The 26394-nt window shown below is 39.7% G+C and carries 31 protein-coding genes and 2 pseudogenes; 30 read left to right on the top strand and 3 right to left on the bottom strand.

All coding sequences use genetic code 11. From position 1 onward, the window contains the following. Positions 1-8: 8 nt before the first annotated feature. The 24 genes from RJD28_15855 (at position 9) to RJD28_15740 (ending at position 20909) form a co-directional block, all read left to right on the top strand. Entirely contained in the window at positions 9-1046 is a 1038-nt protein-coding gene (locus tag RJD28_15855; GenBank protein WNV57646.1) for an acyltransferase, read from the top strand. Continuing rightward, entirely contained in the window at positions 1039-2220 is a 1182-nt protein-coding gene (locus tag RJD28_15850) for a radical SAM protein (protein WNV57645.1), read from the top strand. The genes RJD28_15855 and RJD28_15850 overlap by 8 nt, the downstream gene beginning before the upstream one ends. Continuing rightward, positions 2220-2909, top strand: coding sequence for a hypothetical protein (locus RJD28_15845; protein ID WNV57644.1), 690 nt, complete (start codon positions 2220-2222; stop codon positions 2907-2909). Before RJD28_15850 ends, RJD28_15845 begins: the two co-directional genes overlap by 1 nt. Then, positions 2887-3534, top strand: coding sequence for a glycosyltransferase family 4 protein (locus RJD28_15840; protein ID WNV57643.1), 648 nt, complete (start codon positions 2887-2889; stop codon positions 3532-3534). Before RJD28_15845 ends, RJD28_15840 begins: the two co-directional genes overlap by 23 nt. 27 nt (positions 3535-3561) lie before the next feature. Beyond that, positions 3562-4731, top strand: a complete 1170-nt coding sequence (locus RJD28_15835) for a polysaccharide pyruvyl transferase family protein (protein WNV57642.1) — start codon at positions 3562-3564, stop codon at positions 4729-4731. Positions 4732-4794: 63 nt separating this feature from the next. Next, positions 4795-5931 (top strand): glycosyltransferase, encoded by a 1137-nt coding sequence (locus tag RJD28_15830; GenBank protein WNV57641.1) that lies wholly within the window; start codon positions 4795-4797, stop codon positions 5929-5931. A gap of 23 nt (positions 5932-5954) precedes the next feature. Next, the gene (locus RJD28_15825; protein ID WNV57640.1) at positions 5955-6377 is read left to right on the top strand and encodes a 4Fe-4S dicluster domain-containing protein; all 423 of its coding nucleotides are present in this window, start codon (positions 5955-5957) and stop codon (positions 6375-6377) included. Then, positions 6346-7128, top strand: a complete 783-nt coding sequence (locus RJD28_15820; GenBank protein ID WNV57639.1) for a Coenzyme F420 hydrogenase/dehydrogenase, beta subunit C-terminal domain — start codon at positions 6346-6348, stop codon at positions 7126-7128. The genes RJD28_15825 and RJD28_15820 overlap by 32 nt, the downstream gene beginning before the upstream one ends. A gap of 43 nt (positions 7129-7171) precedes the next feature. Further along, on the top strand, positions 7172-8365 hold the full coding sequence (locus tag RJD28_15815) for a Coenzyme F420 hydrogenase/dehydrogenase, beta subunit C-terminal domain (GenBank protein WNV57638.1): 1194 nt from the start codon (positions 7172-7174) through the stop codon (positions 8363-8365). Between the two features lie 105 nt (positions 8366-8470). Then, on the top strand, positions 8471-9424 hold the full coding sequence (locus RJD28_15810) for a glycosyltransferase (protein ID WNV57637.1): 954 nt from the start codon (positions 8471-8473) through the stop codon (positions 9422-9424). 74 nt (positions 9425-9498) lie between these two features. Beyond that, entirely contained in the window at positions 9499-10755 is a 1257-nt protein-coding gene (locus tag RJD28_15805) for an O-antigen ligase family protein (protein ID WNV57636.1), read from the top strand. Positions 10756-10758: 3 nt separating this feature from the next. Then, positions 10759-11799, top strand: coding sequence for a polysaccharide pyruvyl transferase family protein (locus tag RJD28_15800; GenBank protein ID WNV57635.1), 1041 nt, complete (start codon positions 10759-10761; stop codon positions 11797-11799). 352 nt (positions 11800-12151) lie between these two features. Continuing rightward, positions 12152-13558: an oligosaccharide flippase family protein gene (locus RJD28_15795; GenBank protein ID WNV57634.1), complete on the top strand. Its 1407-nt coding sequence runs from the start codon at positions 12152-12154 to the stop codon at positions 13556-13558. Between the two features lie 215 nt (positions 13559-13773). Then, the gene (locus tag RJD28_15790) at positions 13774-14742 is read left to right on the top strand and encodes a Coenzyme F420 hydrogenase/dehydrogenase, beta subunit C-terminal domain (GenBank protein WNV57633.1); all 969 of its coding nucleotides are present in this window, start codon (positions 13774-13776) and stop codon (positions 14740-14742) included. Positions 14743-14781: 39 nt separating this feature from the next. Continuing rightward, on the top strand, positions 14782-15582 hold the full coding sequence (locus RJD28_15785; GenBank protein ID WNV57632.1) for a Coenzyme F420 hydrogenase/dehydrogenase, beta subunit C-terminal domain: 801 nt from the start codon (positions 14782-14784) through the stop codon (positions 15580-15582). Continuing rightward, a complete protein-coding gene (locus RJD28_15780; GenBank protein ID WNV59680.1) occupies positions 15566-15775 on the top strand; it encodes a hypothetical protein in 210 nt (69 codons plus the stop codon). Before RJD28_15785 ends, RJD28_15780 begins: the two co-directional genes overlap by 17 nt. Then, complete coding sequence (locus RJD28_15775) at positions 15747-15950, top strand: 4Fe-4S binding protein (GenBank protein WNV57631.1); 204 nt, start codon at positions 15747-15749, stop codon at positions 15948-15950. The genes RJD28_15780 and RJD28_15775 overlap by 29 nt, the downstream gene beginning before the upstream one ends. 10 nt (positions 15951-15960) lie before the next feature. Then, on the top strand, positions 15961-16863 hold the full coding sequence (locus RJD28_15770) for a sugar phosphate nucleotidyltransferase (protein WNV57630.1): 903 nt from the start codon (positions 15961-15963) through the stop codon (positions 16861-16863). A gap of 6 nt (positions 16864-16869) precedes the next feature. Continuing rightward, on the top strand, positions 16870-17481 hold the full coding sequence (locus RJD28_15765; protein ID WNV57629.1) for a VanZ family protein: 612 nt from the start codon (positions 16870-16872) through the stop codon (positions 17479-17481). A 96-nt stretch (positions 17482-17577) separates the two neighbouring features. Further along, positions 17578-18684 carry a hypothetical protein gene (locus RJD28_15760; GenBank protein ID WNV57628.1) on the top strand — a complete coding sequence of 369 codons (1107 nt, stop codon included), beginning with the start codon at positions 17578-17580 and terminating at the stop codon, positions 18682-18684. A 317-nt stretch (positions 18685-19001) separates the two neighbouring features. Further along, positions 19002-19268 (top strand): hypothetical protein, encoded by a 267-nt coding sequence (locus tag RJD28_15755; GenBank protein WNV59653.1) that lies wholly within the window; start codon positions 19002-19004, stop codon positions 19266-19268. 119 nt (positions 19269-19387) lie between these two features. After that, positions 19388-19771 (top strand): VOC family protein, encoded by a 384-nt coding sequence (locus RJD28_15750; protein WNV57627.1) that lies wholly within the window; start codon positions 19388-19390, stop codon positions 19769-19771. A gap of 1 nt (position 19772) precedes the next feature. After that, positions 19773-20543 (top strand): hypothetical protein, encoded by a 771-nt coding sequence (locus RJD28_15745; GenBank protein WNV57626.1) that lies wholly within the window; start codon positions 19773-19775, stop codon positions 20541-20543. Between the two features lie 111 nt (positions 20544-20654). After that, positions 20655-20909: a hypothetical protein gene (locus RJD28_15740; GenBank protein WNV57625.1), complete on the top strand. Its 255-nt coding sequence runs from the start codon at positions 20655-20657 to the stop codon at positions 20907-20909. Between the two features lie 311 nt (positions 20910-21220). On the opposite strand, the gene RJD28_15735 is transcribed toward RJD28_15740, so the two are convergent. Then, the gene (locus tag RJD28_15735) at positions 21221-21568 is read right to left on the bottom strand and encodes a YolD-like family protein (GenBank protein WNV59652.1); all 348 of its coding nucleotides are present in this window, start codon (positions 21566-21568) and stop codon (positions 21221-21223) included. Between the two features lie 48 nt (positions 21569-21616). Next, positions 21617-21841, bottom strand: a pseudogene (locus RJD28_15730) (DNA methylase). Positions 21842-22002: 161 nt separating this feature from the next. Here RJD28_15730 and RJD28_15725 point away from each other — a divergent pair. From RJD28_15725 to RJD28_15700, 6 genes and pseudogenes are all read left to right on the top strand, one after another. Then, positions 22003-22251, top strand: a complete 249-nt coding sequence (locus RJD28_15725; protein ID WNV57624.1) for a hypothetical protein — start codon at positions 22003-22005, stop codon at positions 22249-22251. Positions 22252-22319: 68 nt separating this feature from the next. Beyond that, positions 22320-22640: pseudogene (locus RJD28_15720) on the top strand (AAA family ATPase). Between the two features lie 72 nt (positions 22641-22712). Then, positions 22713-23471: an ATP-binding protein gene (locus RJD28_15715; GenBank protein ID WNV59679.1), complete on the top strand. Its 759-nt coding sequence runs from the start codon at positions 22713-22715 to the stop codon at positions 23469-23471. Between the two features lie 363 nt (positions 23472-23834). Further along, positions 23835-24125, top strand: coding sequence for a hypothetical protein (locus RJD28_15710; protein WNV57623.1), 291 nt, complete (start codon positions 23835-23837; stop codon positions 24123-24125). Then, positions 24115-24435, top strand: coding sequence for a type II toxin-antitoxin system RelE/ParE family toxin (locus RJD28_15705; protein WNV57622.1), 321 nt, complete (start codon positions 24115-24117; stop codon positions 24433-24435). The genes RJD28_15710 and RJD28_15705 overlap by 11 nt, the downstream gene beginning before the upstream one ends. Positions 24436-24669: 234 nt before the next feature. Beyond that, positions 24670-24876 carry a hypothetical protein gene (locus RJD28_15700; GenBank protein WNV57621.1) on the top strand — a complete coding sequence of 69 codons (207 nt, stop codon included), beginning with the start codon at positions 24670-24672 and terminating at the stop codon, positions 24874-24876. 54 nt (positions 24877-24930) lie between these two features. On the opposite strand, the gene RJD28_15695 is transcribed toward RJD28_15700, so the two are convergent. Further along, entirely contained in the window at positions 24931-26289 is a 1359-nt protein-coding gene (locus tag RJD28_15695; GenBank protein ID WNV57620.1) for an IS3 family transposase, read from the bottom strand. Between the last annotated feature and the right edge of the window lie 105 nt (positions 26290-26394).

Raw genomic sequence — 26394 nt, 5'->3', positions numbered from 1 at the left:
GAAAACTTGTGGCTATAAAAGCAGATCGATACGAGGGGATAGACGGCTTGAAGGCGTATGCCATTATTGGCATTGCGCTGATGCATGTTCGCGCAAATGGAGAATATGGGATAGGAGGATTTGTGTTTGAACGGCTAATACCATCATTCACAAATCTCGTTTTTCTTTTTATGATGGTCAGTGGCTTTGGTATGTGTTGCGGTTATTACCAGAAAATTATTGACCAGAAGATCAGCATGGAGGATTTCTACAAGAAGCGGTACATCAAAATCTGGCCGTATTTTGCACTGCTTTGTGCATTAGAATTTGTGATTTCGCCGAGCAAGGAATCCCTGTTTGAAGTTTTCGCAAACTTGACTTTGTGCCAGGGACTTCTGCCAAATGCGAATATTTCTGTCATCGGCGTAAGTTGGACGCTGGCAGTCATTTTTGTGTTTTATATGCTGTTTCCATTCTTCTGTTTCCTGATTGGAAACAAGAAGAGAGCATGGGGAGTAGCGGTTGCGGCTCTGGTGTTTAACTGGGTGTGTAGCAGTTATTTCTTTGATGCAAATCATGTAATAAAGTTTAGTGCAAGGACTAGCGTTGTATATGACGCTATTTATTTCATCGTAGGTGGCCTGATTTTCCTTTATCGAAAGGAACTGGCTGAGTTTGCATCGAAGTATAAGGTCATTGCAGGAGCGATTTTACTGATTGCCACAGTTGCCTATTTTGCAGTAGGCGGTTCTACACTCACAATGTTGTTCTTCTGTGTGGCAGCACTTGTCTATACCCTCGGATGCAATCGGGGGGTGCTGGTCAATCCGGTTGCCAAGTTCCTCGGTGGTATCAGCTTCGAGATTTACCTGTGCCACATGGTAATTTATCGAGTGCTTGAGAAGCTACACCTTGTACATCTATTTGGAAATGGCCTATTGGCATATGTTTTCACAGCAGCTGCAGTCATCTGCGGTTCGGTTGTGTTCTCGGTATGTGCCAAGTGGTTCTTAAATAAAGTCGAAACATTCTTAAAAGAGAGAGTTAGGAGAGTTAATCATGTCTGAAGAAAAGAAGTTAAATGGTACGGTCATCGTCACTTATCGCTGCAACGCTCGTTGTTCTATGTGCAACCGTTATAAAGCACCTTCCAAGCCGGAAGAGGAAATCAGCATCGAAACCATCAAGAAGCTGCCGAAGATGTACTTTACCAATATCACCGGTGGCGAGCCGTTCATCCGTACCGACCTGAAAAATATTGTGCGTGAACTGTATAAGAAGTCTGACCGTATCGTTATTTCGACTAATGGTTTCTTCACTGACCGTATTGTTGACCTGTGCAAAGAGTTCCCGCAGATCGGTATTCGTATCTCCATCGAGGGTCTGGAGAAGACCAACAACGAGATCCGAGGCCTGCAGAATGGCTACCAGCGTGGTTATGGCACGCTGAAGAAGCTTCGTGAGATGGGCATGAAGGATGTCGGCTTCGGTATGACTGTTCAGGACAAAAACGCTCCTGACCTGGTTCCGCTGTACAAGATCTCTGACGAGATGGGCATGGAGTTTGCAACTGCTTCTCTGCACAACAGCTTCTACTTCGTTGAGGCGAAGAACATTATCCACGACCGTCCGATGGTGGCAAAGAACTTCGAGAATCTGGTCAACGAACTGCTCCGCAGCAATAGCCCGAAGAAGTGGTTCCGTGCTTACTTTAACCACGGCCTGATCAATTACATCTATGGCCAGAAGCGTCTGCTGCCTTGCGATATGAGCTTTGATACCTTCTTCATCGACCCGTATGGCGATGTTATGCCTTGCAACGGTACCAAGGACAAAGAGGTCATGGGAAACCTGAACAATCAGACTTGGGATGAGCTGTGGAACAGCCCGGAAGCAGAGACAGTTCGTGCAAAGGTTCGCTGCTGCGACCGTGACTGCTGGATGATCGGTTCTGTCAGCCCTGCTATGCACAAGTATATCTGGAAGCCTGCTACCTGGGTTCTGGTTCACAAGTTCAAGGCTCTGTTCACCAAGCATCCGTACAGCATGTATGAGCTGAAGATCTGCCGTGACTATCGCGATGGTAAGGTTACTAAAGAGGATCTGGATAAGTGTAGCACCTGCGATATGAACTGTGTGATCAACAACGGTCTGAGTGAAGCATCCAAGGAACAGCTGAAGCATAAGACTGGCGAGGAAATCGTGGATGCTGATATTGCACAGCAGATGGAGACGAAGTGATGAATATCCTGTATATAGCTTATTCATGTAACCCTTTTGCTGGAAGTGAAGATAAAATCGGTTGGTGCGTTCCTTATGAAAGTTCAAAAACAAATAAAGTTTATGTAATTACAAAAGAAGAACAACGTGAACCAGTCGAAAAATATTTGCAGAGTCACCCACTTGAAAATATAAAGTTTTATTATGTTGACATCCCTAATTTTTACAAAAAAATCTTCAAGGGATTTATGTATTCTGGAAGACTTAATGTGTGGAATAGACGGGTACTTCCTCTCGCAAAAAAAATCTGTGCGGATCAAAAAATTGACGTTATTCATCAGATTACGCCAATTGAATTCCGTGCAATTGGAGACTATGGAAAGATAGCAAATATCAAATTCGTCTGCGGACCACTTGGCGGAGGAGAGTCTTTGCCTAATGGATTAAAAGATTACGCAAAGGGGCATGAAATCATTGAAGTCGTTCGCTCAGGGATAAATCGCTGGTATCGTTTTAAACTGAGAATCACTGGCAAACTAAATCGCTGCGACTATATTATGTTTGCGAATAAAGAGACTCAAGAATTCCTCGTAGAGGGGGCAGAACTAAACTGTCCGTATGAATTAGCCTTTGATAACGGATTAAGACCGGACGAATTGGTGAGCTGGACAGAAAAGGAAAAAGTGAATGAAGAATTACAATGTAAGTGATGAGCCAGTGACTGAGGTTGCGGTAGATATAAATGATATTAAAGATACTTGCAATGAAAAGGGCAGAAATGAAGAATGCGTCTTTCTGGTTGCTGGAAGAATGATATATCGAAAGGGCTTGGATTTTCTTTTTGATGCATTGATGAGAATTCCGCAGGAAACTAGATATCAGGTTAGAGTTGTAGGCGATGGCCCGGAACTTGAGCATCTACGTAAACGCGGTAAGGAAGACTTGAACTTGTCTGAGCATGTGCACTGCATGGGTTCTATTCCCTATATGGAAATGGAAAAGGAATATGCAGGTGCGGATGTATTTATTATGCCGAGCATTCGAGAGACGACAGGCACGGTCTTACTGGAGGCAATGTCAAAAGGTATTCCGGTTATCACCATTAATAAGTTTGGCGGAGCAACTCTTTTTGATGAAAACACCGGTTGGCTTTATGGAGGAAACTCGAAAGAGGAATACATTGAGAATTTAAAAAAGGCAATTTTTGAATGTATTGCTTATCCTGATGAAGTAACAAGGCGTGGAAAAAACGCACGGAAGAAAGCAGAAAAGTATACCTGGCAGAAAAAAAACGAGAAGTATCAGGCAATATATGAGGAACTGCTGAAAAAGTAAGATGTGCAGCATAGAGGAGAGTTTAAAATGGTTGGAGTATGCATAAAATATATGCATGAAAATTACGGAGGCATATTGCAAGCATATGCAACTGTTAGTTATTTGGAAAATCAAAATATTGAGTATGAGTTGGTTCGATATACTAGAAAGAAGACTGTGACAGAAGCACTGAAAGATGTGCCGCGTCTTTTTAATGCAGTTTGGTTTAATAGCAGATTTGAGGGAATTCAGAGAAAACTTAGTCTAAAAAAGCATCCTGAGTATGCAAAGAATAATGAAATTCGTATGAAAGCATTTGCCGGATTCAAAAAATGGGCTTTTAAGGATTTCTCCGATGAGTATATCGGCTATGCGGCATTACGCGAGGGTGGAAAGAAATATTTGGCGGTTATAACAGGAAGCGATCAGCTTTGGAGTCCAGCAGGATTGCCAACGAATTATTACAATTTGATGTTTGTTCCGGATGACACGCTAAAAATTTCAATTGCTTCTAGTTTCGGAGTAAAGGAAATTCCGTGGTATCAAAAGAAAAGAACGATACAGTATTTGAATCGCATTGAATACATTAGTATGCGTGAGAATCGAGGAAGTGAGATTGTCAAGGAATTGACTGGTCGAGATGTTCCTACGATTTTAGACCCTGTTTTCTTTTTGAGTAGAAACGAATGGCTGGAGAGAATTCCTAATAAAAGAGAAATCAATGAGCCATATATTTTCGCATACTTCCTTGGTGCCACACAGGAATATCGCAATGCAGTAAAGAAATTAGCTCGCGACAAGGGCATGAAAGTCGTTGCATTGCGACACATGGATCAGTATGTAGAAGAAGATGAAAACTTTGGAGACTTTGCTCCGTATGACGTGAGCCCAGAGAGATTTCTGAATCTTCTGCGAAATGCAGAGTATGTCTGCACAGATTCTTTCCACGGGACTGCATTTTCTATTCTTAATGAAAAGCAGTTTGTGGTATTTAACAGATATGCTGAAAATTCCAGCTTTTCAAAAAATTCTCGTATTGATACCCTGTGTGTGAATTTTGGTCTAGAAAGTCGGCGTTATAAAAATGGAATGGACTTATCAGACGTTGTAAAAGATGATATTGATTATAAAGCTGTAGGGGAAAAATATAAAAACCTTAAGCAGGTAACAGATCAATATTTAAATACTGTATTGAAAGAAATTAGAAAGCGTGTGTAATCGTGCCGAAATAGGAATATGAAATAATGCATGAGATTGTCGCTGCGAAAGGATAAATATTATATGAATAATGAAGTAGTTAGAGTATTGGTGACATCTCCGCTTGGTGTTGGAGGTGTAACTAATATGATGATTCATATCCAGGAACACCTGGACAGATCTAAAATAAATTTTGACTATCTTGTTTTTCATGATAGGCACGAACCTATGGAAGACAAAGTTCTTTCATTGGGAAGTAAAAAGTATGTTGCCTCAGCGGATAATGTGAAATTTAGACCTTTTAGAAGAATTTGGAGAATTAATGAAATTCGGAAAGTCTGCAAGAGAAATCATATTAAAATCCTACATTATAATGCGGATTGTGCAGCAGATATGACAAATATTATTGGCGCAAAATTGGGTGGAGTTCAATATATTACAATACATAGTCACAATGCTGGCTTTGGAGCAGCAGGTAATGGAATTCGATTTATAAGCAAAATCTTAAAGCCATTAATTCCACTCTTTTGCGATAACTTTTATGGCTGTTCAGAACTAGCTGCAAGATTTCTATTTCCGAGGTCAATTATTGAATCTGGTAGGTGTTCAGTACTTCCGAATGGAATTGATTTGGAGAAATATGATTATAATGAAGCTGTTCGTCGAGAAATACGAAAAAAGCTGAATCTGGAAGGTAAGTATGTTGTAGGACATGCTGGACGGTTTTCTGATCAAAAAAATCACAGCTTTTTGCTGGACATCTTTCAAGCAGTACACCGAAAAAATCCAAATACTGTGTTACTTTTATTTGGCGTTGGTGAACTACAAGAAGCGATGAAAAATAAGGCTAGGACATTAGGAATTGAAGACGCTGTAATTTTTTATGGAGCTTCAAATGAAATGAATAAAATGTGGCAGGCAATGGATATTTTTGTAATGCCATCTTTGCATGAAGGTCTTCCGGTCACGGGGGTTGAGGCACAGGCGAGCGGATTGCCATGTGTTTTCTCCGATGCAATAACAAAAGAAGTAGGCTTAACTTCAAATACAGAATTCCTTTCTCTTCAAGAAAAACCTGATGTGTGGGCGGAACATGTTTTGAAGTATATGAATGTGCAAAGGAAAAGTGAAAGAAAAATATTGGAGCAGGCAGGTTATGATATTCAGCAGACAGCAGATACACTTGCACAACTGTATTTGAATGTTGCTGAAAAACTATAAAGGATGGAAGGAGAAAGTGCTTAATGATTGTAGTGAAGAATAAAGCAGATTGCTGTGGATGTACGGCATGCTATAGTGTATGCCCGAAAAAAGCTATAAGTATGCAGCAGGATCAAGAGGGCTTTTTATATCCATTCGTGGAAATTTCAAAGTGTATAGATTGCAAATTGTGCGATTCTGCTTGTCCTATTGAAAATAAAATCGAGTCTAAAATGTTTGATAGAAAAGCATACGTACTCAGAGCAAAGGACGTAGAAATTGTTTCTACAAGTACCTCTGGAGGATTTGTAACACCGTTAGGCGAATGGATCCTAAATCAGGGAGGTGTTATTTGTGGCGCAACTTATAATGAAGAATATAAGGTAATTCATAAAATTTCCGGGGGGGGCAGAAGAGTTTCGAGGTTCAAAATACGTGCAGAGCGATTTAGGCGATTGCTTTTCTGAAATAAAAAAACACTTGATGCAAGAAACGAAAGTGTGCTTTATTGGAACGCCGTGTCAGGTGTATGGATTAAAATCATATCTGAGAAAAGAATACGATAATCTGGTAACCGTAGATTTGGTTTGCCATGGTACACCGTCGCCGAAACTTTGGAAAAAATATTTAGACGAACAAAAAGACAAATATCATTCAGAAATAGATGATATTGTTTTCAGAAATAAAACATATGGATATCACAGTGGCACCATGCGTATAAGATTCAAAAATCAGTTTGTTTATTATGGAAGCGCCCGTGTGGATCCAATGCTTAAGAGTTTCTTTGCTGAAATTTCGTCAAGACCAAGTTGCTATCAATGTCACTTTAAATCAGTGGAACGATGTAGTGATTTCACTATTTATGATTGCTGGCATGCAAATAACTTAGTGGAAGGTCTTGTTGATGATGATAAAGGCTTTACTAATCTGATCGTGCAGTCTTCAAAGGGAGAAAGGATTCTGGATAGAATTGCAGACAGGTATGAGCTTTATGCAACAAATTTGGAAAAGGCTATAGAATTGGATGGCACGATGATTTGCCATTCAGCAGAGCCTCATCCAAGACGAGATGAATACTATCTGAATTTAGATAAAGAAACCCTAAGAGCACATATACAAAAATTTGTACCAATCAGAATAAGGGATTATTTAATAGAGAAATCTAAAGGAATCTTTTATCGGATGGGTGTGTATAAGTTTCTGAAGAACAAGAAATGAGAATCTGTTATTGCTTCTGAATGATTTGGATTCAGGAGGATATATGATTCAAATAAAGAGCAAATTGGATTGTTGTGGCTGCACTGCCTGTGCAAGTTCTTGCCCTAAAAGTGCAATTACGATGGTTCCTGACGAAGAAGGTTTTCTGTATCCTAAAATTGATATGAGACGTTGTATTGAATGTGGAGCATGCGAAAGAGCATGCCCGATTCTTAATAAAAAAAAGGTAATATCTGAAAAAACAGAAGGCTATATTATTAGAATTAAAGATAACAAAATTCTCTATGAGAGTACCTCTGGTGGTGCATTCACAGCTCTAGCTGATTATATCCTTGAGCAGAATGGTATAGTTTATGGAGCTGGATACGACAATAACATGAGAGTAGTGTGTAAAAGGGCTACTACAAAGCAACAGTTGCAGGAGATGCGAGGCTCTAAATTTGTTCAAAGTGATCTTGGAAACATTTTTCAAGATATTAAAAAAGAATTAAAAGAAGGCACGACTATTTTGTTTTCTGGGACACCTTGTCAAGTGGCAGGGCTGCTAAGCTTTTTAAGGAAAAAACCAGATAACCTTTTATGTGTGGATTTTGTTTGCCGAGGTGTACCATCGCCTGGCTTGTGGGATAACTATGTGAAGTATATGGAAAACAAATACAGCTCGAAAATAGTTGGAGCCCGTTTTAAACATAAAACATATGGGTATCACACGAGCACAATGAAAATAGATTTTGCAAATGGAAAAACCTACTATGGGTCTGGTAGAGTCGATCCATACATGAAGGCGTTTGTAAGAGAAATCTCATCAAGACCATCTTGCGCAGCATGTGCTTTTAAAGGAATAGAAAGACCAAGCGATATCACTGTCTTTGATTGTTATGAATATTCAAAAATCACCGGAAGAAAAGATGATAATAGAGGGTATTCATCAATATTTGTGCATACTGAAAAAGGTGGAAAGATTTTAGAGGCCATAAAATCACATATTGAAATACAAGAAGAAGATGTAAATAGTCTTGTGACGGAAAATGGTGTTATGGTTTGCAATAGTGCAAAACCACATCCTAGGCGGGCTGAATTTTACCAGCTGGCTGAACATTATTCAATTGATAAGGCTTTGAATGAAATTGATCCAATTACATTAAAGGATAAAATAATTGAAAAATCTAAAAGATTTCTATTCAAAACAGGCCTAATAACTGTTGCACGCCATTTAAATAAAGGAAAAAAAAGTTGAGGTTGTTGAGAATAAGTAATTGGATTGCTTTGATTTATTCACACACATATTTGAAGATGGAGAGTGTAAGATTTTTGAATAGAATGATTCTATGGGAGGACACCAATGCCACATATTAGTGTTATTATCCCTGTCTATAACGCAGGAAATTATATAGTTGATACTTTAAATTCAGTTTTGCAACAAACATTGAAAGATATAGAAGTTATTGTCGTAAATGACGGATCTAATGATCAATCTCTTGCTGAATGCTATAGATTACAAGAGATTGATAAGCGCATTATCATAATAAATCAAGATAATCAAGGCGTATCAAAAGCTCGTAATGTAGGAAAGCAAAATGCAACAGGTGACTATATTATTTTTATAGATGCTGACGATGAACTTGATTGCAGAATGCTTGAGATTTTATATACTCAAGCAAGGAAAACTGATTCAGATATATCTGTGTGTGGAGTTGATAGGATTTTTGAAAAAAAGCAAGAGGAGAAGAAAAAGTATCATTGCAATTATGAGGAAATTACTGTTGATCAGGCGATAGAATGGCTGTTGTTGGGCCAAAAAATTGAGTCGGGCGCATGGAATAAGTTGTTTAAAGCTTCTACGATCGAGGATGTTCATTTTGAAGAAGGTAAGAAGATAAATGAAGATAAATATTTTGTATTTAGATCTCTGCTGAAAAGTAAAAAAATAGTCTATTGTGCTGAAAAATTGTATTATTATTATTGCAGGGAAAATTCGGTGACTAATCAATCCTTCTCTGAAAGATGGTTCGATTCACTGTACTTTGCGGATAGAATATATGAAGAACTTAAAGGCCGTAATAATTTGGAAGTCTTTGCAAGATATCAATTATTGATTGCATACTACACTGTTCTACGTAGGATGTATCCTTTCAGAAATCAATACAAAAAGGAGTATCAGCTAGTTATTGATAAAATTAAATCTACTAGTTTTAAATCAGTGCTTTCATATATGGACAAAAAACAAGTGTTTGGTGTTTTATCTATAAAATATTGCACTCTTTTGTATAAATTTATGAGGTGTGTTTCAAAATGATTATCTTGAAAAAACGTGCTGCAGAGAGAATGTATTTTGTATGAAAAATCTATTTGCTAGATGGAGGGATATAGATGCAATTAAAAGTTAAGAAACATGAACTACGACTTTTACTCCAATGTATACCAATTTTGACTTTTGCTACGCTAGCGTCTCTTGGTTCGCTTTTGCCAAGCGTAGTTCAGTTCAGTGCTGCAGTTATTTTGGCGGGACAAGTTGTTTTTATATTTGGCACTAAAGGTATAAAAAAAAATATTGGATTATTGTGGATACCATTAATGATATTCTTTTATGTACGAAATAATCCCAATATTAAATTCTATAGTCTAACGTATATCCAGGTTTTATTGCTTTTTGTCTGCTGTATATTATTTTCAGCATTGGGAGGTTTCAATGATCGGTGTTGGATGATAAAAATGGTAAGCTCTTGGCGATATCTTTACTTTATTTATATTGCATTTACCATTTATATGTTTTTAGATAGTTCAGCGATAAATTTTGTATGTAGTTTGTTCCCGGATGCTGCGAGTACAATTCTTAATCAGTATCATAATGCGGGAATCCCAGGGTTAACAAAGCACTATTCAACAAATGGAATGCTTCTTGCTGTTGGGACGATGATATTTGGAAGCTATGCATTGACTGAAAAAAGACGTTCTGACTATTTATTGTTTTTGATATCGGTTGCTGCATTGCTTTTATCAGGAAAAAGAGCACATACTGTTTTTGGACTTACTGCGTTGTACCTCTGTTATTTTGCATATAATTCAAATGCTAAAAAAAGTCGACTCGTAAAATGCATAGGCGTTTTATTGGGAGCATTAACTGTATTTGCTGTAGCAAGTTATTGCGTGCCGGCACTTGCAACTGTTGTTTTTCGTTTTATTGATACTGCAGAGACTGGGGATATGTCAGTAGGTAGAGTTGATGTATGGTTAAAGGCGTTTTCTATGTTCGGCAAGCATAGTCTTGTTGGTATAGGTTGGGGACAGTATGTTAACCAAGGTGGCTGGTTCTGGAATATTCATAACATATATATTCAGTTACTTGTTGAAACCGGTATAATAGGATTTATAATCTATTGTGGATGGTTTCTGTTTCATCTAGTAAGGACATGGTCGACGTATTCAAAAATGCGTGTAAATCCACAAGATTATATGAATAAAGATTATTGCTTGATGAATTTTTCGTTGGCAATGCAAATATTTTTTTTATTATATGGCTTCACAGGAAATCCTTTGTATGATCGTGAAATGTTTGTGCCGTATTTTATTGCATGCGCAATAAGTGTTAATTATGCTAATAATGATGATGGGAGTGAATTAGAGTAAATTATGAAAATAGGAATAGTAACTCCGTATGATTCGGCGAACTGCGGTGCTTATTTGCAAGCATATGCTAATAAATGTTTTTTAGAAAAGAATAACCATAATGTGTGTTTTATACAGTGGAGAAATGAAAAGCAGCGAAAAAAGGAATTCTTTTCTAAACCCAAGACCATAAAGGAATTGATTAGGTGTATTCAACGATATCCCTTTTTATGTGCACGTTATAAGCGCATGACTCAGGCATTAAAGGAATTTGATATTCAGAAAAATACTGATGATTTAGATTGTATAGTAGTAGGTAGTGATGAAATTTGGAACATAAAGGTTTCACAATTTCAAAATCCGATTTTTTATGGTGGTGTGGAGCAAAAAAGCTGTATAGCATATGCACCTAGTGCAGGACAGGCAGCACTCAAGGATTATAATGATTTTCCATGGGTTAGAGAGTGCTTGGAAAAAATGACGTATGCGGGTGTAAGAGATGAAAATACTAGGAATATTGTTGGAAAACTTGTTGCAAAGCAAGTAGAAATTGTTTGTGATCCTACGATGTTACTGCCTATTAATGAATTTGATTTTCCGCACGAACGTAAGATTAAAGATAAATATATGATTGTTTATTCATATAGCGTTCCTAAAGAACATCAGGCATATATAAAAAGATATGCAAGAAAGAATAATTTAAAACTTGTATCGATATGTTTGTATCAGTCCTGGTGTGATTTGAATATTAACTGTCACCCGATGGAGTTTAGTTCATATATTCGTTTTTCTGAGTGTGTTTATACAACGACATTCCATGGGACGATTTTCACATTGTTGAATCATAAGAAGTGCGCTATCTATAGTTGTTCAAAAAAATTGAAAGATTTACTTGAGTGGACACATAAAGAAGAGACAATGTTGTCATTGACAGCTACATATGATGAATTTGAGAGCCTGATTACCAAACAACATAGCTATGAATTATTCGAGACTATAATCGAAAAAAAAAGGCAGGAATCACAAAAGATATATATAGACGCTCTTAAATCATGTGAAGTCTGAAACGGAAAGTGAGTCAGTAATCAACAATCCAAGGAATGAGTCGATAGGAATAGTATCCATGGGGGAGGACACCCGCTTGATAGCCACTATAGTTATAGGTAAAGGCAGTTAGGATTTCTGGAGACAATGATATTCTTGATGGATATGGAAGATATATTTCCATAGAGAAATGGAGATACGCTAGGAATGGTTAAACGAACATCAATGAAGGTTAATTTCGAGTAGCCTTCTGTTGCCATTTTAGTATCTGACGCAGTGAAGTGCCTATAGCTTTGGCTCATTCACTGAGATATTGAGAACTGAAAAATTCTACACAGTCAAAAAATACTTAATTATATGAGGAATAATATTAATGAGTCGTAACACAGAATTAGCAAAAAATACGGCTATACTTACAGTGGGAAAACTATGCACACAATGTATTAGCTTTTTCCTTCTTCCTTTATATACGGCAATTTTGTCAACGGAAGAGTATGGCACGTTTGATTTATTGGTCACATATTCAACATTATTACTTCCACTCGTAAACTGGCAGTTGGATCAGGGACTGTTCCGATTTATGCTTGATTATCGTGGAAACAAAGAAGAACAAGGAAAACTCTTTTCTACGCTGTTACTATCTAGTACAATACAAAGTATTATTTACATTATTCTTTTTGTTTGTGTAGAACCTTTTTTGAAAATTCAAAATGCATATTTTTTGTTGCTGTATGTGGTGTTGCATGTCTACACGGCATTGTTTCTTCAATTTGTTAGAGGATTGGGAGATAGTGTTAAATATACAATTGCATCGTTTATATCCGCTTCGGCAACAACAGTTTTAAATGTCATTGCGCTGGCTATTTTGAAAATGGGGCTGCAAGGATTGTTCTTGTCCACTCTGATAGCTCAGTTTTTGACGTTGTTGTATTTGGTGTTTACATCCAGAGCGTGGGAGTATTTTTCTGTTAAGAGTATTCGGCCGACGGTATTCAAACGGGTTGGTGCTTATTCTATTCCTTTAATTCCCAATAATCTGGCTTGGTGGGTTGTAAATGCGTCGGATAGAACTATAATTGCACATTTTTTAGGAACCGCTGCCAATGGTATTTATTCTATAGCAAATAAGTTTCCTAATGTGTTTATCAATTTTTATAATATCTTGAATTTGTCCTGGACGGAGACAGTATCATTACATTTTGATGATGAGGATCGCGATGAATTTCTAACGGAAACAATGACATCTCTTTTTAAACTGTTTGCAGCTGCATGCTTTGGCATTGTTGCGTGTATGCCATTTGTATTCCCGATTTTGATTAATGAGAAGTATGTCGCTGGATATGATCAAATCTTGATTTTGATGTATGCAATGCTTTTTAGAGTGCTCGTCGGATTATATAGTTGCATATATGTAGCTCAGAAAAATGCAAAAAAGATTGCTTATACTTCTATTTCTGCAGCTATAATCAATATTACAGTGAATTTGATTTTAATAAATAAAATTAAGATTTTTGCAGCATCAATATCTACACTGGTTGCATTCTTTTCAATGTTTATCATTCGTTATATTGATGTAAATAAGACTGTGCATATGCGAATTCGGAAGCCAATTATTATCGGAAGCATTCTAATTGGTACTATGCTGATGGGAACATACTATTGTGAAAATAAGATGATTCAGTTCATCGCACTTTGTATCACAGCAATCTACGCAGTGCTGACGAATGTTGATATGTTGAAATCTGGCATGAAATTAGTAAAGAGTCATCTTGGGAAATAGGTCTTGGCTGTGATTAAAGAGAGTATTTCACATGATTTAATATTCTCCATTCGATTCTTATTACTGCTTTTTAGAGAGTAGTAGATAAGCTCGAAGTTTAATCGATTTATAGATATATTGCGCCAATTTTATGTGTAACGATTATATTTCTTGTTGTTCTATAGAAGAAGGTCAAAACTGTAATTAAAAATAAATAATAAGAGGAGGAACAGCTTATGGAGGAATTGATAGATACAATAGTATATGCAGGAAGGTTAAAAGACAAATCTGCCTTGATGAGCAGTTCTTCTGGTGGCGCATTTACTGCACTTTCGGATGCTTTTCTGAAAAGCGGAGATGCTGTGGTGGCTGCAGTCTATAATTATGAGAATCATACTGTGGAATTCCAGATGATTCTGGATGAGAAGCAGCGTGAAAGAGCAAAAGGCTCAAAATATATGCAGAGCAAGCCCGGTGATATTTACCAGGAAGCGTATCATTGGTTAATGGATAATCCAAATAAAGAATTGCTCTTTGTTGGCATGGGATGTCAATCAGATGGATTTCGGAAGTTCAGTGAAATAAAAGGAATCCGTGATCGGGTGCATATCGTAGACATTATCTGCCACGGCTCTCCAAGTCCGAAACTGTGGAGAGAATATGCAGAATCAATACAAAAGAAGGATGGAAGGATAACTTATCTTACCTTCAAAGACAAGCGCAATGGTTGGAAATCGCCTACAGCTTACGTGAAAGTCAACGGGTCAGAGAGACCGCTTAAAGATTATGTTAAGGTGTTTTATAATCGGTGTGCGTTACGGCCGTCTTGTTATGAATGCCCTTATGCTACGGCAGAACGAAAAACAGATATGACCATTGGGGATTTCTGGCATATTGAAGAGACTATTCCAGATTTTTATGACCCTAATGGTAATTCTCTGTTCTTGATTCATACTGACCGGGGTGAAGAATTGTTTGAAAAGATTCGAGATAATTTGGATTATAGATTAAGCAATACAACACAATGTTGGCAGGCGAATCTTGAAGCGCCGACTCAAAAGTCTGAACAAAGAGATGCATTCTGGAACGATTATCAAAAGAAAGGAATTGATTTCGTGATGAAGAAATATGGAACAGTTCCAATGAAGACAAAAGTAAAGAATAAACTCATCAAAATTTTGAGGGGGGGGGTACGAACTAAATAACCTCGATTATGCTGATTACTCCGAAAGGAGGGCGGCATAATGAATTGGAAGCAGCCTAAAGTATATGCAGTAAGACATAAGGATGAAGCAACAAGAGCAGCTTCCAGATCGGGTGGTATTTTTACAGCTCTTTCGGATCAGGTTTTATCCAACGGTGGTGTGGTCTATGGGTGTGTTTTGACGGATGAATTTGATGCCGTACATATTCGCACTGATAATGAGGAAGATCGTAATCGAATGCGAGGCTCAAAATATATCCAGAGTAAATTAGGTGATACATTTATAAGTGTCAAAACAGATCTCGATGCTAAGAAAAGTGTACTTTTTTCTGGAACTTCCTGTCAGGTAGCAGGATTGAAAAAACACATTGGAAAAGAGTATGATAACTTGTTCTGCGTGGATATTGTCTGTCACGGAGTACCAAGCAAAAAAATATGGGAGGCATATCTGCGTTGGCAAGAGCAGAAAATGCATTCAAAAGTTGCAAGTGTGGACTTCCGAAATAAGAAAGACTTTGGATGGCATGATCATGTAGAAACGCTTTGTTTTGAAAATGGAAAGTCTACGAGTAGTCGGGTATTCAAGGAACTTTTCTATGGGCATACCGTGCTGCGGCCGAGTTGCTATGAATGTCCCTATAAGTCTGTAATACATCCAGGAGATATTACAATTGCAGATTACTGGGGAATCGAAAAAGCCGCACCAGAGTTTGATGATAACAAGGGCGTTTCATTGGTGCTAGTAAATAATGAGGCTGGAGAAAAAATATTTGAAAAAGTAAAAAAAGAGACTGATTTGGAAGCAGACAAAGCTAGAGGACAGTATGCAGCCGCCTCTTAAAGCTCCATTTCCAAAACCAGATAATAGAGAGCAGTTCTGGAGTGACTTTGAAAATAAATCGTTTGAGTATGTTGCCAAGAAATACGGTGGCATCGGACTAAAAAATGATGCTAAGTTGCTTTTGAGAAAGATTAAGAGAAAAATTAAAAAGTTGGTGGTAAAAGGTGGAAAGAGAGATTCCAATATTATATAAAAGAAAAGAAGAATGCTGTGGATGTACGGCTTGTTATGCCATCTGTCCGAAAGAGGCTATTTCTATGGTCGAGGACGAAGAAGGCTTTGAATATCCACAAATTGATGAAAGTAAATGCGTGCGGTGCTACCAATGTATTAAAGTGTGTCCGATAAAAGCAGCACGAGCACAGTAAGGAGAGAGTTATGAAAACAACATTACTTATCATGGCCGCCGGAATCGGCAGCCGTTTTGGAACAGGAATCAAGCAGTTGGAGCCAGTGGATGATGCTGGACATATCATCATGGACTACTCAATCCATGATGCGATTGAAGCAGGCTTCAACCATGTAGTATTTATTATCCGTAAGGATATCGAGAAGGAGTTCAAAGAGGTTATTGGTGACCGCATTGCCTCCATTTGTTCCTCTCACAATGTAACTGTAGACTACGCTTTCCAGGATATTAATGATATCCCGGGAACTCTGCCGGAAGGTCGTACAAAGCCGTGGGGAACCGGTCAGGCTGTGCTTGCGGCAAAGGAGGTCATCAAGACTACGTTTATCGTCATTAATGCAGACGATTACTACGGCAAGGAAGGATTTAAGGCAGTCCATGAGTATCTGGTGAATGGCGGCAAGTCCTGCATGGCTGGTTTCGTTCTGAAGAACACTCTGTCAGATAACGGTGGTGTGACTCGTGGTATCTGCAAGATGGATGAGAATGGAAACTTGACTGAGGTTGTGGAGACCAAGAACATCGTGAAGACCACAGATGGAGCAGAAGCAGACGGTGTGGCTGTTGATGTAAATTCTCTGGTTTCTATGAACATGTGGGGATTGACACCAGATTTCTTGGATGTGCTGGAGGAGGGCTTCAAGGAGTTCTTTGAGAAAGAAGTGCCGGGTAATCCTTTGAAAGCAGAGTATCTGATTCCTATCTTCATCGGCGAACTGCTGGATCAGGGAAAGATGTCAGTGAAGGTTCTGAAAACCAATGATACATGGTATGGTATGACCTACCATGAAGATGTCGCAGCTGTAAAGAACAGTTTCAAGAAGATGCTGGAGAACGGTGGGTACAAGGCTGATCTGTTTAGTGATCTGTAAACGACGATGAAAGAAACGATTGATTTACTCGGAAAGATCCTCACAAACGTCCTGACTGCTCTGTATGAGCCGTTTGGCTTTTCACTCCTGCTTTCCTTCCTTGCCATGTTTTTCTATCTTTATGCTTATGAACCTACCGAAGCCGGCAAAGGTTGGAAGAATGCCATAGTGACATGGTATCAGAAGTTCAAGGAGAGTGTGTTCTTTCGGAAACTGTTCTTCCTGGCCTTTGTGACTTCACTTATTCTGTTCCGAACTCTGTTAAACCGCAATCTTTGGATGAATCCTTTATCCGATGTCATGGGTGGCTGGGGCTTCTGGGAGACTGTGAATGGCGAACAGAAGCTGACCACCGAGTGCATCGAGAACGTAATTATGATGGTGCCGTTTTCAGCTGTAGCGATGTGGACATTCGAAGAAAAGATAGGAAACGGCTGGAAGAAGATACTGTGCAATAGCGGAAAGATAGCATTTATCTTTTCGATAAGCATAGAGATGCTACAGCTACTGCTACGGCTAGGAACATTCCAACTATCAGACATATTCTACAACACAGTCGGTGGAGTAGTAGGTGGATTGGTGTACTATGCGACGATGAAGGCAAGAAAGCGTCTGTAAAACTGGCTGAAATTGTGATCTACTGGGAGCGGTAGCTCCCTACGCTGCTCGTAATAATCACACACCTCTTCGTGGTGAGCAGCAGGCAACGACCTTATGATCGGCGAAGATGTGATGAAAATGGAAAGGGAGACGGCGATGTATTTCAAATACAAAGATTTGGCTGAATTTGAGAAAGTGTACAATGATCCTGTGGCAATGCGGGAAATTACTGGCGCAGATTGTTCTTGTGGGGCACGCCGTGAAATGAAATTAGAAACGGTAACTGTTGATATTGGAAATTATCATATAGAAGTTGTTGATTGTCCCATAATGGGGTGCAACAATTGTGGAAGAAAATGCTTATGCCCAGATATTCCGCAAGAATTGTATAGAGCATATTTTCAACTGGAAAAAAGAAATCAGAATGCATGTCGAATCACGATGAAAGGTGATCACCGTTTTGAGTGGGCGGAAGATGCAGACTATAAATATGATTCACGAGATTTGAGTATTCCTGGATTGGGCATTGACCTTGATCCAACTCATCCAGAAGGCTTTTCCTGTCCTGTCTTTTTTGACAGAAAGGTTTTGGGCATATTTTATAATGATAGTGACTATGAACTGAATTTCTTTTCGGAAAGCTATGGAACCATAGCGGAAAAAGGAACTGGTGGGTATCAGTACGAGTGGAATATTCCATTTGGAATTAATAAAAATGATAAGGTGATTCTATTCCTTGGAGATTTGGACGAAATTGACAAGGATGACAGAGCAGTATTATGGTTGAAATCATATAATATTCCATCAGACCATTGTATTGTTGATACGGAGTTATATCAGGCACAATTAAACTGTGTATTTAGTGAACCAATTATTGAAAAAAGAATTATATCCCTTAGAAATCTATTTTACCAAAGAGTAAAAAATATATATGGGATAGATTTATTCCATTTGGAAAATGAATGTGAGTTATCGGCAAATCGAATCCGAAAGCCGCTTAACTATTCTGAAAGTGAACTTCGTGAAAACATGATATTGTTAGATGGTTTGTTAAACGAGGGTATTAGTGGAGATGGATTGAGATCACTATATAAAAAGTTGAACGGAACATTACCGAATAATTCAACACAGACAAGAAAACTTTTACAGGGAATTATTGCTTGTGTTGAGGATGAAGAAAAAAGCAAAGAAAATTATAGGCCCGTTGTACTCACTGAATGATTTAAGAATTTGCTTTGCGCATTTGCTACCGCAAGAAAATATTGAGCAGAGAAAGCAGAATATATTAAGCACATTTGGATTGACTGATTTTCAAGATTATCGACGGCTTTATGATACCGCATTAGAGCGATTATATGAACTATATAAATACTTAAATGTTATGGAATTGCCAGCGGCTCAACAGTAATATTGTATCCGTTATTCCACATAGTTCTATACTTAAACTATTAAAAAGGAAAGAGGTTATCACCATGCCAAGAACGAAAGGCAGCAAAAACCGTCCCAAAACCAATATCACCAAAGACTACGCATCCTAAATCGCGGAGAAACAGGAATCTATCACTTCCCTGACTGCTGAGATTGCATCCATCACCGCAAACATTGACACTTTGAAGGCTGATCTGAAAGAGAAGAAGACTGCTCTGAAGAAGGTCGAAAAAGAAGTGGCAACGCTGGAAGCGAAGAAGGCAAAGGCAGATGCTAAGACCGCTGAAGAAGCTAAGAAGGCTGAAGCTGAAGCAGTGCTGAAGAAGTTGCTGGCCAGCGGTATGAGCGCGGATGAGATCCTTGAAAAACTGAAATAAACAAGAACACAAGAAAAAATAAATGCCGTGTGGACAAACTGAACTCTAGGAGTTCACACGGTATATTTTGAAGGTAGCTATATAGTTTATAACGAAAATAAAAAAGGAGTGTGAGAATAATGAACTTATCTAAAATACACCACATTGCAATCATCGTATCTGACTACGAAGCCGCAAAGGATTTCTATGTGAACAAGCTGGGCTTCTCTGTCATCAGGGAAAACTATCGCCCAGAGCGTAAAGACTGGAAGCTGGATCTTCGTGTTAACGAGTACACAGAGCTGGAGATTTTCGCTGAGGAAAATCCGCCGAAGCGTGTGAACCGCCCGGAGGCCTGTGGCCTGCGTCATCTTGCGTTCTGCGTGGATAGCGTGGAGCAGACGGTGAATGAACTGGCAGAAGTTGGCATTGAATGTGAGCCGATTCGAGTCGATGATTATACCGGAAAAAAGATGACTTTCTTCCATGACCCGGATGGACTGCCGCTAGAGCTGCATGAGTAAAATGAAGAAGACAAGAAAACCCGGCGGTGGTCGGAAGAAGTTGAAGCCGGAGTACGATGCCGTGAAGAATCTGAAAGAGCAGATGGATGCGGCTGTGGCGCTTTATGATTCTGAGATGTCTTTGCAGGCCATCGGCGATGCGCTGAACTTAAACCCTATCAAAGTACGAAAGCTACTCATCACGGCCGGTGTGTATGAGTCGGATGTGGCGGAGAAGGTACAGGATACCTTTGAGGAGTATCGAGAAACACAAGACTACAAAAACTCCATACTCTCAACCGCAAATGCTCTTCAACTCTCCAAAGCTTCCGTTACCTCGTACCTACCATATCAGAAAGGCGTGTACTTCCCCGGTACAGAGGAAGATAAGATTAGTATTGGAGCAGAGCGGCAACGGAGATACAGAGCGATGAAGCGTTGGAGGGCTGATCAGACAGAAGAAAACTTTTGGGGTGTGGTTGTGGCTTATGCTGGTGTGAAATTCAAAACCTACTCCGGGTTGCCATTTTCTTATGAGGTACGGAAAGGCAGGAACGGTGAATACACAAAAGAACTCTGGATCGACCGCCGGGAGAAAAGCAAGAGTCTGGCGTGGAACTCTATAGTTTTGGCACTGGGAAATATAAAAGGTGAAGTAGTAGAGAGACCCAAAGCTCTGGGGGACATCCGGGGAGTGACTTACATCTACGGGATGTTCTATCGGTTCGGACTGATCGAGGTGCCGGATGAAGTGAAGGAGAAGATGGGGCATCCGAAAGACCGCAAAAAATAGGTTGCTATGTGCAAAAGTCTACGGTAAGATGTGCCGTAACTGAGGATGTGAATCTCAGTTGGGAAGGATGGTAGCATTATAGAAAAATTGAAGAAAATGCTGGAGGAGTATTTGAAGAAAACAGAGCCGGAGTATTATCCACCGGTGGAGAACCTGCTTGATCTGATCTACGAGCATTACACGGAGAACAACCCAGTAGAGAAAAACACAGTTGCCGGGAAAGCAGCAAAGGCCAAAGAAAAGGAACTGGAAGAGTGGCTGCACGGCTTGGAAGGAATGGATAGGCTCGTAGATGACTATGTCGGCGATAAGATCCCACTCTGGGAAAAGATTATGGACCGGCAGGGGACGGTGTGTTGCGCATAGGAGAAGACCGCTTTTGAGGAAGGTCTGAAAGTCGGGATACGACTCATGATGGAGGCTCTTGATATATAGTTTGTGACAGAAATAAAATAAACTCCTGAAGTTCAAAAAAGCCCTCGCTGTGAGTGATACACAGTGGGGCGCTGGTCAGTTATTATCTTCAGCTCGTATTCTGAGCAATTCCTCTATTTCATTTTTATTCGCCAAGTGTACCGCTGACCTCTCCTTATATATTTGTGCTCCGCAGTCTGGGCAGTGGTCTGGCAGCTTCTCCGCAGAGAAGCAGTAGCGGCAGGCATCGCAAAAACAGTAATTCAAGTCATATTCACCCCAATCTCTGATATATCTTCAAATGCAATAATGGTCGGCAGCTCTTTGCCGGTATCATTTATAAAGCCTGTGTAAATTCGCAGTTCTTTGTTTATCGCATCCACAGCATCCAGTACCTCGGCTATATCTTCATAGTAGCCGTCTGTGAAATATTTTATTGTGATCTCTTGTCCCTTCCGAAGCTGGCTGATCTTTTGGTTCAGAACTTCCTTGCCTTCTTCAGACAGTTCGATTCTATTTCCTTTCAGGTGATCCCTGCCCTCAGAAGCAATCTCATCCTCATAGCCTCGTAAGGCGGCAAACGGAGAGAAGATTTTAGCGCGATTTGACATCGGCATCCGGGGATGATCATGCGGTGGCTCCGGGCGGGAAGCATGGAGTATTTTATATAAGATATCCTGATTGACGGTACTGAAATAGGCCAGCTCGCCCATCGTATGGATGCCGTGCTTTTCTAGCCGCTTGACGGTGCCGGGGCCGGTCATCCAGAAGTCTGTGAGTGGCTTGTGATCCCAGAGGAGATAACGGAAAGATTCCTCATCCAGCTCTGCGATGCGTACACCGTCTTTATCCGGTGCGGCGTGTTTGGCGGTGATGTCCATGGAGCAGGATGCCGAAGATGCAGAGTAATGTACATTCTGCCCGGTATTCCGGGAAGATGATCGTATAGTATAGCCGCTTGATAGTGTGCCGAAGTGACGGTAATATACAGACACCGAAGGGGGAAAAGCTCCACGGAAAACAAAACACACGGAGGATACAGACTATGACGAACAAAGCAAAAACCTACCTTACCAGCATTCAGGCGGCAGTCACCGAGCGGGAGCTGATCGGCATCGAGATCGCCTTCAAGCAGGACATGACAATTAGCTGCAACGACCTCGGAAGCCTTTGCAGGGCGGCAGAGGAAATCGAAAAGCAGAGGATTCGGTTTTGCAGCGTCTGGCAGGTCATCGAAGAAGCGGAGCTGATCGATGAATACGAGGCTTGGAAGGAAGCCAACCCCAACGCATAACCCACGTTGAACGAAAAGAATATCTTGACCAGCTTTGGGCATGGAAAGACGAGCAGCAGATCAAAGTCGTGACCGGAATCCGTCGCTGTGGAAAATCTGTACTTCTGGAACAGTATCAGCAGAGACTCTTAGCGAATGGAGTCACACCGGAACAGATTATCTCTATCAATTTTGAAAATCTGGATTACGAACCTTTAAAAGATTATATGAAGCTGTACAACTATCTCAAAGAACGTCTGTGTGCTGATAAGATGACGTACATCTTTTTGGATGAGGTTCAGGAAGTTCCATCATTCGAGAAAGTGATTGACAGTCTTTATATCAGAGACCATGTGGATGTTTATATCACAGGCTCCAATGCATATATGCTGTCAAGTGAGCTTGCAACGCTTTTGTCAGGAAGGTACACAGAGATCAAGATGCTGCCGCTTTCTTTCCGTGAGTATATGGCGGTGACAGGTATGGCAAAAGAGGAAGCTTTTGCAGAGTTTATGAAAACTGGTGGAATTCCGTATGTGGCAGTAATGAACCGCACGGTTGAAAAAATAGATCAGTATTTAGAGGAAATCTACAATACCGTTATTGTAAAAGATATTGAGCAGCGTCAGGCAAGAAGGGAAAAAGAGGGCGGAAAACGAAAAATCACAGATATTGCGTTACTAAAGACAATTGCCAGGTATCTGTCAAGCGTTATCGGCAGCCCGGTATCAATGAAAAGTATAACCGACTATCTGACCTCAGCGGGCAGAAAAGTATCCCAAAACACAGTCAGCGATTATGTTGAAGCCCTGATAGAGTCTTTCATTTTTTATCCTGTGGAGCGATTTGACATTGTGGGAAAGCAGCTCTTAAAGGTCAACAATAAGTTTTACATGGTAGATATGGGAATCAGAAACCACATTCTTCCGAGAAAGCGATATGATCTTAGATTTACCATTGAGAACATTGTGTATCTTGAACTTTCACGAAGGGGCGGCAAAGTCAACATCGGAAAATATGGTTCTACTGAGGTTGACTTTGTGACACAGAAGGAAGGCGTGCTTACCTATTATCAGGTAACTGCTGATATGACGGCGGAAGAAACCTTTGAGAGAGAGATGAGACCGTTGCGGAGCATTCAGGATAATTATGAAAAAATTGTCCTGACACTGGATCGATTTTCACTCGGAAATTACGATGGTATAAAAGTTGTGAATGTCATCGACTGGCTTTTGGGATGAGGAATCTGCATATGAGTGATGTGGAAATTAGCCAAAAAAAGCAGACTGATAGTAATAATCAGAAACCGGATGGAAAGAGCGTTACGGAATACCTTGATATTCTCCGTAAGGGCACTTAACTCCTTGTCAACCAGTGCCTGTTCAAACTCACCCATCCTCTCCTGTAGCGTGAAAAGGTCAAGTTCTCCGGCGCTATGACAGGAACGGTTCATTTGGTAGGCGTCTACTGGATGATGCGGAAGCTCATGCAAAACATGGATGCCTTCTGATTGATGATTGTAGAATTTAGCACCAAATAAGATGTTGAATTTATCACAAGCAAGAGGTATAATAAAGACAGAAACCATGAAAGGGGGCTTTATTATGCCGAACATCAAACCGATTTCCGATTTGAGAAACTATGCGACTGTTCTCGAAACTGTTCAGGTTGGGAAGCCTTTATATCTCACAAAAAATGGTCGTGGCTGCTATACAGTTATGAATATTGATGAACAAGAAGAACAGAGAGAAAAAGCAGAAAAGTATGATCGGATGCAGGCACAGCTTCGCCTGATGTGTGAACTGGCAGAGGGCAGAAGATCAGGAGAGGAAGAAGGCTGGATTTCTTCGGAAGATGTAAGAAACCACTTCAGGGCCCGTGCAAATGCAAAGTAAGATTGACTATTCTCCGAGAGCATTGAAGGACCTTGATGAGATATGGGATTATATTGAGGTTGAACTCTGCAATCCGAGCGCTGCTCAAAACACTGTAAATGGCATCATGGATAAAGTGGACGGAATCGCAGCCTTTCCTGAATCTGGCGCAAAGCTGGAATTTGAAAACGGACTGGATAGTGGATATCGTTATGTTGTGTTCAAAAACTATCTTGCCTTTTACCGTTTAAGACCAAACAATGTGGTTTATGTTGACCGTGTGATTTACGGTGGCAGAGATTATATGAGACTACTTTTTCCGGGAAACTGAATTAACTGAAAACCCCGTTGGAAAAATCTGACGGGGTATTTTTATGCCCAAAATGAGGAGGTGCCGGATGGAGTGAAGGAGAAGATAGGCCATCCGAAAGACCGCAAAAAACAGGTTGCTACGCCGGTGAGGTGAAAAGTGTTAAGAAAGTGTAAAGATTGTTGAAAAAGTGAAAAAAATCATGAACAGGATCGTTTCCTCTATAGATAATAGAAAGAGAGGGTGGTTTTGTTTATGACAGAAAAAGAATTATTGAAAAAATTGGGGATATGGCCCAATCTCAACGGATATCAGTATTTGCTGAAGGGGGTTGAACTGATCCGGGAGAATCCTGATTTGTTTTATTTGACGCTAGAATATAAAGCGCTTACGATAGAAATGCCAATATCATATAGTATTCATTCCAAAATATCGGGAAAAGTATTGTGTGGGAATTTCTGAAGTGGTGGTTGCTAACTTAGAATTGAAAGGAGAAAGGGGCATGCGGACATTTTTTTAGACCGCTATGCCTATACTCCTTCTATAATCTAGAGGACTAAGTCCTCCGAGTGTTGATTTAATTCTATCTTTACAATACCAACTCATATAGCCATTTATCTCCTGGATAAATTCTTCAATGCTATATTCATCCCAGTCATGTCCATAGAACATTTCTGCTTTGAGGTGACCAAAGAAGCCCTTACATGCAGAGTTATCAGGAGAACAACCTTTCTTGGACATGGATCGTGTAAGGTTTGCTTCTTCCATTATCTGTATCCATTCTGGCCAACGATAATGGCATCCCCTGTCAGAATGTACGATAGGTTTTTCGTTTGGTTTAAGTGTAGCAATAGCATTCCTTAACATGGTGTTGGCAAGTTCTGCGTTCGGAGAAGTGCCTATAGTCCAACTCACCGGCATACCATCAAGGCAGTCAATTATCGGCGAAAGATATACTTTTCCTGCTTTGATAGAAAACTCTGTGATATCAGTAAGCCATTTCTGATTCGGTTTTGTAGCATGGAAATCTCTAGCTATAACATTCTCCACCGCAGGTGTTATTTCACCTTTATAGGAGTTATATTTCTGTCTGCGTTTTCGTCTGATAATTAGTTTTTCCTGCTTCATAATACGACGAACCACTTTTTCAGAAACTTTTATACCTTCACGATGAAGCAGCGTATGAATTCTCCGATAACCAAATATATCACGATTTTCATGAAACAGTTGTATGATTCTTTTGCGAAGATTGGAGTATTTATTCTCTGCATAAATGGTTTTTTCTTGATAATAATAGCTACTTTTTGCAAGGTTTAGTTTTTTAAGAAGATCCGGCAGTGAATACTTATTTTTCAGGGCATCGATTATCACTGCCTTCTCCCGATTTGAGAGAGCTGTCTGATCGATGCCGGGGTCTTTTTTTAATACATTGATTGTTTCTTTAAGAATATCTATTTCCATCTGCATATCAAGCATCTGAGCTTTAAGCTCATTGATATCTTCCGCAGATGTGATATCGTTTGGATTTACATTAATGTTGGCAGTAGTTTTTTTCATGGGTTGAAAACATCCCTTCTCCCGATACTCCCTAATCCATTTATATATCAAGGAAGGTGTGTATCCGATTTCTTCTGCCACTAATTTTACAGGCTCGCCCTTAATAAGGCAACGTTTAATTACGTCATGTTTCAATTCAGTTGGAGCTTGTCTCCAATGCTTTTGATTTGGAACATCGTAATATTCAAGATACTTTTTACGCCAATGATAAAGCATTGGTGCAGATGGATACCCTAAGGTTTGGACAACTTTGTCTGGGGATCCTGTCGCTTTTAATAATACAAGTGCTGTCGATATTTGTTCTTGTGTGTACCTCATAACATGTCAGGCATTACACAGTCCAACTTTTCGTCCGCATGCCCAAGTGAAATATGGATTGAAGCAAATTATCACCCAGGATATAATCACAACAGTGATATCGTG

This window comes from Oscillospiraceae bacterium NTUH-002-81, from assembly GCA_032620915.1.
In the GTDB taxonomy this organism is placed as follows: Bacteria; Bacillota; Clostridia; order Lachnospirales; family Lachnospiraceae; genus JAGTTR01.
This window is presented reverse-complemented; position numbering and strand designations above follow the sequence as displayed.

Bases quoted from the DNA above. Each gene is read 5' to 3' on its own strand.
- RJD28_15850 (WNV57645.1), top strand. From the start codon at position 1,039: ATGTCTGAAGAAAAGAAGTTAAATGGTACGGTCATCGTCACTTATCGC.
- RJD28_15845 (WNV57644.1), top strand. From the start codon at position 2,220: ATGAATATCCTGTATATAGCTTATTCATGTAACCCTTTTGCTGGAAGT.
- RJD28_15840 (WNV57643.1), top strand. From the start codon at position 2,887: ATGAAGAATTACAATGTAAGTGATGAGCCAGTGACTGAGGTTGCGGTA.
- RJD28_15835 (WNV57642.1), top strand. From the start codon at position 3,562: ATGGTTGGAGTATGCATAAAATATATGCATGAAAATTACGGAGGCATA.
- RJD28_15830 (WNV57641.1), top strand. From the start codon at position 4,795: ATGAATAATGAAGTAGTTAGAGTATTGGTGACATCTCCGCTTGGTGTT.
- RJD28_15825 (WNV57640.1), top strand. From the start codon at position 5,955: ATGATTGTAGTGAAGAATAAAGCAGATTGCTGTGGATGTACGGCATGC.
- RJD28_15815 (WNV57638.1), top strand. From the start codon at position 7,172: ATGATTCAAATAAAGAGCAAATTGGATTGTTGTGGCTGCACTGCCTGT.
- RJD28_15810 (WNV57637.1), top strand. From the start codon at position 8,471: ATGCCACATATTAGTGTTATTATCCCTGTCTATAACGCAGGAAATTAT.
- RJD28_15805 (WNV57636.1), top strand. From the start codon at position 9,499: ATGCAATTAAAAGTTAAGAAACATGAACTACGACTTTTACTCCAATGT.
- RJD28_15800 (WNV57635.1), top strand. From the start codon at position 10,759: ATGAAAATAGGAATAGTAACTCCGTATGATTCGGCGAACTGCGGTGCT.
- RJD28_15795 (WNV57634.1), top strand. From the start codon at position 12,152: ATGAGTCGTAACACAGAATTAGCAAAAAATACGGCTATACTTACAGTG.
- RJD28_15790 (WNV57633.1), top strand. From the start codon at position 13,774: ATGGAGGAATTGATAGATACAATAGTATATGCAGGAAGGTTAAAAGAC.
- RJD28_15785 (WNV57632.1), top strand. From the start codon at position 14,782: ATGAATTGGAAGCAGCCTAAAGTATATGCAGTAAGACATAAGGATGAA.
- RJD28_15780 (WNV59680.1), top strand. From the start codon at position 15,566: ATGCAGCCGCCTCTTAAAGCTCCATTTCCAAAACCAGATAATAGAGAG.
- RJD28_15770 (WNV57630.1), top strand. From the start codon at position 15,961: ATGAAAACAACATTACTTATCATGGCCGCCGGAATCGGCAGCCGTTTT.
- RJD28_15765 (WNV57629.1), top strand. From the start codon at position 16,870: ATGAAAGAAACGATTGATTTACTCGGAAAGATCCTCACAAACGTCCTG.
- RJD28_15760 (WNV57628.1), top strand. From the start codon at position 17,578: ATGATCGGCGAAGATGTGATGAAAATGGAAAGGGAGACGGCGATGTAT.
- RJD28_15750 (WNV57627.1), top strand. From the start codon at position 19,388: ATGAACTTATCTAAAATACACCACATTGCAATCATCGTATCTGACTAC.
- RJD28_15745 (WNV57626.1), top strand. From the start codon at position 19,773: ATGAAGAAGACAAGAAAACCCGGCGGTGGTCGGAAGAAGTTGAAGCCG.
- RJD28_15735 (WNV59652.1), bottom strand. From the start codon at position 21,568: ATGTCAAATCGCGCTAAAATCTTCTCTCCGTTTGCCGCCTTACGAGGC.
- RJD28_15725 (WNV57624.1), top strand. From the start codon at position 22,003: ATGACGAACAAAGCAAAAACCTACCTTACCAGCATTCAGGCGGCAGTC.
- RJD28_15715 (WNV59679.1), top strand. From the start codon at position 22,713: ATGGCAAAAGAGGAAGCTTTTGCAGAGTTTATGAAAACTGGTGGAATT.
- RJD28_15710 (WNV57623.1), top strand. From the start codon at position 23,835: ATGCCGAACATCAAACCGATTTCCGATTTGAGAAACTATGCGACTGTT.
- RJD28_15705 (WNV57622.1), top strand. From the start codon at position 24,115: ATGCAAAGTAAGATTGACTATTCTCCGAGAGCATTGAAGGACCTTGAT.
- RJD28_15700 (WNV57621.1), top strand. From the start codon at position 24,670: ATGACAGAAAAAGAATTATTGAAAAAATTGGGGATATGGCCCAATCTC.
- RJD28_15695 (WNV57620.1), bottom strand. From the start codon at position 26,289: ATGAGGTACACACAAGAACAAATATCGACAGCACTTGTATTATTAAAA.